The following is a 7,263-nucleotide window of genomic DNA, read 5'->3' as shown; positions in this document are numbered from 1 at the left end:
GCCGTCCGTGACGGCAACCTGCCCGCTACACTCCCACCGCTCGACGTTTCCCCAGGTCAAGCCACAAAGTACTGCTGGAGTACTAGGGCGCGTATCGGGTCGTGATCAATCTGCCGGATTCGGCCTCGTGGCGGAGTCTGATCAGGTAGATCGTCATACGTGACGCGAGTGCAACTGACTGACGCGGAGTGGGAATTCATCGAGCCGTACCTTCCGGTCGGCGAGTACGGCCCGTACCCCGGGCGACTGCGACAGCAGTTCGAGGGAGTGATCTGGCGCTTCAGGACGGCGGGGCAGTGGCGGGAGATGCCGAAGGAGTTCGGTGCCTGGTCGACCGTCCACAACCGCTTCCGGCAGTGGAGGGACGCCGGCGTCTTCGAGGCCCTCCTGGAGGGCCTGATCGCTGAAGCCGCGAAGCGGGGCGAGGTGGACTTGTCCCTGGTCAGCGTGGACTCCACCACCGCCAGGGCCCACCACGACGCTGCTGGGATGCGCCTCGACTCCGACACGCTCGCCGCCCTGGAGAAGGCCGCCGCCGAGGAGGAGAAGGCTCGACAAAGGGGGGCGGTGCGGAGGGACAAGCCGGGCAGGACGCCGGAGACGGTCCGGCACGAGAGGAACGGCGACAAGTCCGGCGCCGTCGCAAGCTCCGGCTGAAAGTCGCGTTGCTCGGGCGATCGAGGGGCGGTCTGACCAGCAAGGTGCACCTCGCCGCCGACCGCAAGTGCCGCCCGTTGGCGTTCGTCCTGACCGCTGGACAGGCCGCGGACAGCCCGCAGTTCATCCCGGTGCTGAAGAAGATATGGGTCCGGGGACCTGTCGGCCGTCCTCGCACCCGGCCGGGTGCGGTCGCCGGGGACAAGGCCTACTCGTCCCGCGGCAACCGCGCCGCCCACCTGCGGAAACGTGGCATCAAGGCAGTCATTCCGGAGAAGAGGGACCAGGCGGCCAACCGGGCGAACAAAGGCTCCAGAGGCGGTCGGCCCGTCAGCTACGACACCCGACTCGCCCAGCTTGCCTATGATCCCGAGCACGAGGTAGGAGGAGGTCGTCAACCGCACGTCAGCCATGGGTGGGACCGCATGTTGCCGACGCCTGGGTGGGCCGACGGCCCCGGCCGGTGTCACACGGTCGTCAGGCTCGGTCGCCGCCTCCCGCCACGCCCGTCCGGTACGCCAGGACCACCGCCTGGACGCGGTCGCGGAGGTCCAGTTTGGTGAGGATGCGGGAGACGTAGGTCTTCACGGTCTCTGCGCTGATGACCAACTGGGCGGCTATTTCGGCGTTCGACAGGCCCTTGCTGATGAGAAGGAGGACCTCGTGCTCGCGGGGGGTGAGCACCTTGAGGCGGTCGCGCTCGGGGGACGTGGGGACGGTGGTGGGGCGCAGGCGTTCGGCGAAGCGGCCGATCAGGGTGCGGGTGACGGCGGGGGCGAGGAGGGACTCGCCGCGGGCGACGGTGCGTACCGCGTTGATCAGTTCGGGCGGTGGGGCGTCCTTGAGTAGGAAGCCGCTGGCGCCGGCACGGAGGGCCTCGTACACGTATTCGTCGACGTTGAAGGTCGTGACGATGAGGATCTTCGCGGGGTTGGGGGAGTCGGGTCCTGCCAGGCGGCGGGTGGCCTCGATTCCGTCGAGCAGGGGCATGCGGATGTCCATGACGACGACGTCCGGCTTCAGCTCCTGCGCGCTCCGGATCGCCGCTCGGCCGTCCTCGGCCTCGCCCACGACCTCCATGTCGGGCTGGGCGGAGAGGATCGTGACGAAGCCGGCGCGCACGAGGGCTTGGTCCTCGCAGACCAGCACCCTGATCGCAGCGGGCGGAACACTCATGCGGCACCCTCTGTGGGGATGCGTGCGTGCACGCGGAACCCGCCCTCCGGGCGGGGCCCGGCGGCGAACTCGCCGCCCAGCATCTCCACCCGTTCCCGTAGCCCGGTCAGGCCCCGGCCGCCCGAGACGTGCGGCCCGCCGTCGCGGAGGGCGGCGGACACGGGCGCGCCGTCGGCCGCTTGGGCGGTGGTGACCTCGATGTCCGTCCAGTCGGGGGCGTGCGTGAGCCGTACCAGTGTCGGCCTGCCCGCGGCGTATTTCACGGCGTTCGTCAGGGATTCCTGCACGACGCGATACGCCGCGAGTCGGGCGCCTATGTCCATGTCCCGCTGCTCTCCGTCCTCGACCAGTTCGATCGGCTGGCCGCCCGCTCGTGTCTGCTCCACCAGGTCAGGCACCCGGCCCGGCAACGGCGTCCGTTCCTTGGGCGCCGACTCGCCGGTCGCCTCCAGCACGCCGAGCAGGAACCGTAGTTCGGCCAGCGCGCGGCGGCCGGTGCCGTTGATGGCGTCAAGGGCCTCGCCGATCCGGTCCGGTGACCCGGTGAGGTACTGTGCCGCGCCGGCCTGCACGACCATCGCGGTCACATGGTGGGTCACCACGTCGTGCAGCTCCCGGGCCAGTCGCCCGCGTTCCGCATAGATGGCCGCCTGTGCGGACAGGCGCCGACGCTCGGCCTCGTGCGCCCGCCGCCCGCGAACCAGGACGCCCAGGCCCCACATCGCCACCAGGACCAGGTAGTAGACCAGGAAGTCGGTCAGGCCGTCGGGCGAGCCCAGCGCGTACAGGACGACATCGAACACCAGGTACCCGCCTGTCGCCGCCAGCGGTACGGCCCGCCGGAGGCGTTCCTGGTGGGCACCCACGGAGTACAGCGCAATGTACAGCCCCAGGCTGCCGAAGGCCGCCGGGTAGCCGAGGCACTCGTGGACTGCGAACGAGGTCCCCGCTACCGCGAGGCAGACGGCCGGCCATCGGGTGCGCACCGCGAGCGGCAGAGTCTGACCCAACGTCAGCAGCACGCTCGCCACGGAGGCGCCGTGAGTGGGAAGGTCGCCGAACCGCGCCCCGACCCGTGACAGCGGCTCCGCGAACGACAGCACGGTGAAGACGAGCGCGAACTCGCGGTCCCTGGTAGCGGTGGGGCGTGCTCCCCACCACCGCGACAGCCAGCGGAGCCGACTGGTCGCGGCGGCCACCGGGTTCCCGCGTGCGGAGGGGCCCCTGTCCCGCGCCCGCGGTTCGGCCCCGGCCCCGGAAGAGGGCGCCGCGGGCCGGCCGGTCCTTGGCCGGCCCGGGCGGGGAGCGGGGTCCGTCGGCGCGGGGCATGCCGAGCCTGATGGTTCACAAGCTGCTTGGTCTTCCGTCATCATCCATGATCTCGTAAGTCCGGCACTGAGCGGCATGAGGACCGGGCCGTGGTCCGCGGCCTGGTCCATTCGGTACGCCCCGTCCGGCATCCGCACCACACGGCAGCGCGGACCGGACGGTCCTGTTCGGTGAATCTAGCGTCCTGTGGCGGGAGTTGTGTCCCCCGCAAGAGAACAGCCGGGTAGCTCGCTCGGGGGACCGGAGGATGCGGCAAGTGCCCACCCGGTGGTGACGATTCGCAGGAGCCGCGGCCCGTAGTTTTCCGGCATCGAAAGCGGAGACCGCCTGCTGGGAGCGGGCCCCTGAGGAGGAAGCCATGTCGTCCAACCACCACCAGTCACCGAAACGACTCGCCGGTCGCGGAGCCGAAAGGACCGGATCGGCCGGGAAGAACACCGGGCACCCCGCGCGGTGGGCGACGTCGACGTGGGTGCGTCTGCCGGTGCTGTTCGTGCTGATGCTGGCCGTGGGCGGGATCACCAGCGCGATCAACAGCGCCGCCGCCGCCACTCCGCTGACCGCTCTGATCAGCGGAGTGGCCACCGGCGGCCTCGCCCTGGCCGCCTATGCCAGGCTCGTGCGGTACCTGGAGGGCCGCGGCAGCCCGCAGGAGCTGGCTCCGGCGCAGGCCCGGCCGGAACTGTGCCGGGGCGCCCTGCTCGGGCTGGGTCTGTTCACCGTCACGATCGCGCTGGTCGCGATGACCGGCGGATACCACATCCACGGCTGGGGATCGATTGGTGGCGCACTGACCACGCTGGGGTTGATGAGCTGCGTGGCGGTCACTGAGGAACTGGCCTTCCGCGGTGCGCTGTTTCGGGTGCTGGAGGAGAAGACCGGGACGTGGGGGGCGCTGGCCGTCTCCGGGCTCGCTTTCGGCGGCCTGCACTTGGTCAACCCCGACGCGACGCTCTGGGGCGCGCTGGCCATCGCCGTCGAGGCCGGGCTGATGTTCGGCGCGCTCTACGCCGCCACCCGCTCGCTGTGGCTGCCGATCGGCCTGCACCTGGGCTGGAACATGGCCGAGCAGGGCATCTACGGCACCGCCGTCTCCGGCTCCGGGACCGGCACCGGCGGCCTGCTGCACGCCTCCGTCAGCGGTCCCCAGGCCCTGACCGGCGGCGACTTCGGCCCCGAGGCCAGCATCTTCGCCGTCCTGGTGTGCGCCGTGCCCACCGTGCTGTTCCTCATAACCGCCAAGCGCCAGGGCCGCATCTACACCCGCGCCGAAATGGCACAGGTACGGCAGAACTGACACGGGGCCGCGCCACCGGCGCGTGGAGGGCGGGCAGCCTGGCTGCCCGCCCTCCACGCGCTTCGCTGTTCGGACACGGTGCCGCTTTTCGGCACCCGGGCCGCAAGCCGCTGCCGGACCGACAGGTGCTGTGCGGCATCCTCTTCGTGCTGCACACCGGCATCCAATGGGAGTACCTGCCCGTGGAGTTGGGCTTTGGCTCGGGCATGACCTGCTGGCGGCGACTGCGGGACTGGAACGAGGCCGGCATCTGGCAGCAGTTGCACGAAGTGCTGCTGGCCGAGCTCAACGCGGTGGCCCGTCTCGACTGGTCGCGTGCGGTGGTCGACTCCAGCCACGTGCGAGCCATAAAAGGGGGAGCCAGACGGGACCGAGTCCGGTCGATCGTGGCGTGCGCTGACTCTGGATGTCCAGGAAGGGAAGTCTGGAATCCAGCTCTCCGGCTGGATGAAGGATATGGATCAATTCATTTTGCATCGAAAGAAGAGTAGCTAAACCCCGAACCCCGGGCAGGAGAGTGCATGGGCAGAGGACCCCGAAGACCTTGAGATTCTCGCTGAATGGTGTGCGGGTGCAGAGATGTCCAATCCTCTGCACCCCCTTTCCTGCCCCTGGGGGCCTTGCTGCCTTGGGCCACGTCGAACCAGGGCGACTACTTCCTCTGGAGCACCACAGGCTCTGGTCCCGACGAGTGGACTGTCACCGTGGCCTCACGCAATGGCGGCTGGTGTCATTACACGGGACGCGCGGTTCAGTTCCTCGCCGACCTGATCGGCGGAGCTGCTGAACAGGGTGCGGATCTTGATCGGAAAGGTGAAAGTGCCTTCTGAGGTGGGAAGATGAGGCTCGTCCAAGGTTTCTGTCATCACAGCGGGAAGGAGGCTAGAGGCGATTGACGAACGCGCTGATGTGGGAGGCGATCTGGTCGGGTACCTCCAGTGGACCGAGGGTCCGCCCCGCAGGGACTGGGATCCGCAGGGGTCTCGGTAGGTCGTGGACCACCTCTGCTCCTTCGCCAGCGAGTGCGCTGCACTCTTCGCCGTACTGGAAACCGGGCGCTGATTCCCCAGCTTGACCAACGGGCGCCCCGACCGCCGCGAAGGCCTCGGTAGAGTCGGGGCAATGACAGGAAATCGAGGCCGCTGGCCAAAGACCGACCAGGATCGTGGCATCGAGGACGTGACGCTACTCATCCTGGAATGGCTGGGTGAGCAGGGCGTGAATGCCTTGATCAGGGTGGACGCTGAGAGAGTGGCTGACAACGCGCCGGCCTGGACGTTCGCCGCCAGTGGGGGTCCCTTGGAACATGGCATGCGTGCTGATGGGAGGACTGCGCAACAGTGCATGTCCGCGGCTCTGTCCAAGTTGCGCGAGGCCGGGATGTCGGTTCCGTTTTGATCTCCGTCTTTGGTCGCTCCTGATTTCACGGCGTTGGTCTCCTCGCCTCATCGGTTCCTCCGGACTGCCCGAAGCCCGGCATGCCGAGCTGGACGGCGGTCGACAGCCAACCCCGGCCAACTGGGCTCGTAGACGCCCAGCAGCGGCTGGAGCTGGCGCCGGGCGAGGCGGGCCTGCTGACCTTCTGCTTCCACGGAGATCTCTCGGCGTTCACCGACCGTTCAGGCTACTGGGTGGTTGAACCGGGCCGCTGAAACTAGCGTTGGCGGCGTCCAGCGCGGACCTACGGCACACTGCGCGGCTGACCCTCACGGGACCGCTACGGATGCTGAGCCTGGACCGGAGGCTGCGGTGCGAGGCAGAGATGTCGGGGGTGGGGTGCCCCTCGGCGTCGGGAGTACGGGGGCTCGGTGATCAGGTACGTCCACCATCAGCTGATGGGCGTCGCGATGGCGGTGTGCGCCTGCGTCGTCGGTGCGCCGGTGGCCTTCGGCGTGCGCGGGATACCTGCCGTGGTCGACGACGCGGTGTGGATGGTCGTGGTCGTCTCCATGCTCGGCGGCGTGCTCTTCGGGATGCTTGAGGCTTCCCGGCTCAAGTGGGTCAGTGTGGTTCGCACCTTCGAGGAAGCGGTTCCGCTGGACGACTCCGAAACCCCCCGACCCGCCGACTACTCCCTGCGCCACAACCTCGTCGACAAGGGTTTCTTCTCCGTGCTGCTGGTGGCGGCACTGGTCGCGGGACTGACTTTGAGCCCCTGGCTGTCTCTGACCCCCCTGTGGGTGTCCCTGGACTGGCTGATCCGGGCCGGCATCGCAGCGCGCTGGGAGAAGAAGAACGCCGTGCTGTTGTGGCGGGGGCACGTCCCGGGCAGTCCGTGGGAGCTCTCGTACTCCCCGGTCAGGCCGTCGCCACCGACTCGAACCGCCACTGATACACCGCCGGTGTGACCAACCCCCTGTCGGACTCCGGGAGTTCGGCCAGTTCGGTGTCGTACGCGGGTCCCACCATGTGATGACCAGCACCCAGTCTCGCGGGGCCCGGAAGGTCTCGCGGCACAGGGGCGGGGCGGGTAGCTCCGGCGCGCAGGCCCAGGCGAGGAGTTCCTCGCCCCGGCCCGCCACCGCCCGGGCCTCCCACATCAAGGGCGACGGTCACGAGCAGAGGTTCTCCTTGCCGATGTCGCAAACGTGATCGTGGGAGTGCCCGGGCACGTGCGGGTCCGTCACCGGCAGGGAGGAGTCGGCGGAGAGGTCCCAGCTCGACGCGGTACCTGTGGGGCTTGCAAAGTCATCGCTGCTGGTGGGAGCCCGGTGGGGCCACCGGCGGATCCAGGGTGAACTGGCCCGGCTGGGGCATCCGATCGCGCCGTCCACGGTGTGGGAGATCCTGCACGCGGCCGGCAT

The 7,263-nt window shown here is 69.1% G+C and carries 7 protein-coding genes and 5 pseudogenes; 7 read left to right on the top strand and 5 right to left on the bottom strand.

Annotated elements, in window-relative coordinates; translation table 11 throughout:
• Positions 1–159 precede the first annotated feature (159 nt).
• A pseudogene (locus ACWCP8_RS40970) lies at positions 160–1,007 on the top strand (transposase); the annotation flags it as partial.
• Between the two features lie 127 nt (positions 1,008–1,134).
• On the opposite strand, the gene ACWCP8_RS40965 reads toward ACWCP8_RS40970, so the two are convergent.
• Together ACWCP8_RS40965 and ACWCP8_RS40960 are read right to left on the bottom strand one after the other, a co-directional pair.
• Positions 1,135–1,833 (bottom strand): response regulator transcription factor, encoded by a 699-nt coding sequence (locus ACWCP8_RS40965; RefSeq protein WP_352271032.1) that lies wholly within the window; start codon positions 1,831–1,833, stop codon positions 1,135–1,137.
• The gene (locus tag ACWCP8_RS40960; RefSeq protein ID WP_451121634.1) at positions 1,830–3,032 is read right to left on the bottom strand and encodes a sensor histidine kinase; all 1,203 of its coding nucleotides are present in this window, start codon (positions 3,030–3,032) and stop codon (positions 1,830–1,832) included. The genes ACWCP8_RS40965 and ACWCP8_RS40960 overlap by 4 nt, the downstream gene beginning before the upstream one ends.
• A 488-nt stretch (positions 3,033–3,520) precedes the next feature.
• Here ACWCP8_RS40960 and ACWCP8_RS40955 point away from each other — a divergent pair, with 488 nt between their 5' ends.
• Together ACWCP8_RS40955 and ACWCP8_RS40950 are read left to right on the top strand one after the other, a co-directional pair.
• Positions 3,521–4,459, top strand: coding sequence for a CPBP family intramembrane glutamic endopeptidase (locus tag ACWCP8_RS40955; RefSeq protein ID WP_451121632.1), 939 nt, complete (start codon positions 3,521–3,523; stop codon positions 4,457–4,459).
• Positions 4,460–4,497: 38 nt separating this feature from the next.
• Positions 4,498–4,850 (top strand): annotated as a pseudogene (locus tag ACWCP8_RS40950) (transposase); the annotation flags it as partial.
• Between the two features lie 319 nt (positions 4,851–5,169).
• Here the strand turns inward: ACWCP8_RS40950 and ACWCP8_RS40945 are convergent.
• Positions 5,170–5,328: a hypothetical protein gene (locus ACWCP8_RS40945; protein ID WP_451121631.1), complete on the bottom strand. Its 159-nt coding sequence runs from the start codon at positions 5,326–5,328 to the stop codon at positions 5,170–5,172.
• Between the two features lie 253 nt (positions 5,329–5,581).
• Between ACWCP8_RS40945 and ACWCP8_RS40940 the strand changes: the two genes are divergently transcribed.
• From ACWCP8_RS40940 to ACWCP8_RS40930, 3 genes are all read left to right on the top strand, one after another.
• A complete protein-coding gene (locus ACWCP8_RS40940; protein WP_328624116.1) occupies positions 5,582–5,857 on the top strand; it encodes a hypothetical protein in 276 nt (91 codons plus the stop codon).
• 80 nt (positions 5,858–5,937) lie between these two features.
• Positions 5,938–6,111, top strand: a complete 174-nt coding sequence (locus ACWCP8_RS40935) for a hypothetical protein (protein WP_451121629.1) — start codon at positions 5,938–5,940, stop codon at positions 6,109–6,111.
• A 156-nt stretch (positions 6,112–6,267) separates the two neighbouring features.
• Positions 6,268–6,807, top strand: a complete 540-nt coding sequence (locus tag ACWCP8_RS40930) for a hypothetical protein (protein ID WP_451121627.1) — start codon at positions 6,268–6,270, stop codon at positions 6,805–6,807.
• Here the strand turns inward: ACWCP8_RS40930 and ACWCP8_RS40925 are convergent.
• Together ACWCP8_RS40925 and ACWCP8_RS40920 are read right to left on the bottom strand one after the other, a co-directional pair.
• Positions 6,758–6,999 (bottom strand): annotated as a pseudogene (locus ACWCP8_RS40925) (hypothetical protein). The gene ACWCP8_RS40930 and the pseudogene ACWCP8_RS40925 sit on opposite strands and share 50 nt — an antisense overlap.
• Positions 7,000–7,011: 12 nt before the next feature.
• Positions 7,012–7,125, bottom strand: a pseudogene (locus tag ACWCP8_RS40920) (tRNA (adenosine(37)-N6)-threonylcarbamoyltransferase complex transferase subunit TsaD); the annotation flags it as partial.
• Positions 7,126–7,165: 40 nt separating this feature from the next.
• Between ACWCP8_RS40920 and ACWCP8_RS40915 the strand changes: the two are divergent.
• Positions 7,166–7,263: pseudogene (locus ACWCP8_RS40915) on the top strand (integrase); the annotation flags it as partial.

It is taken from the genome of Streptomyces sp. NPDC002206 (assembly GCF_053593595.1).
Note: the sequence above shows the minus strand (reverse complement) of the source record. Positions and strands in the feature narration are given on the sequence as shown.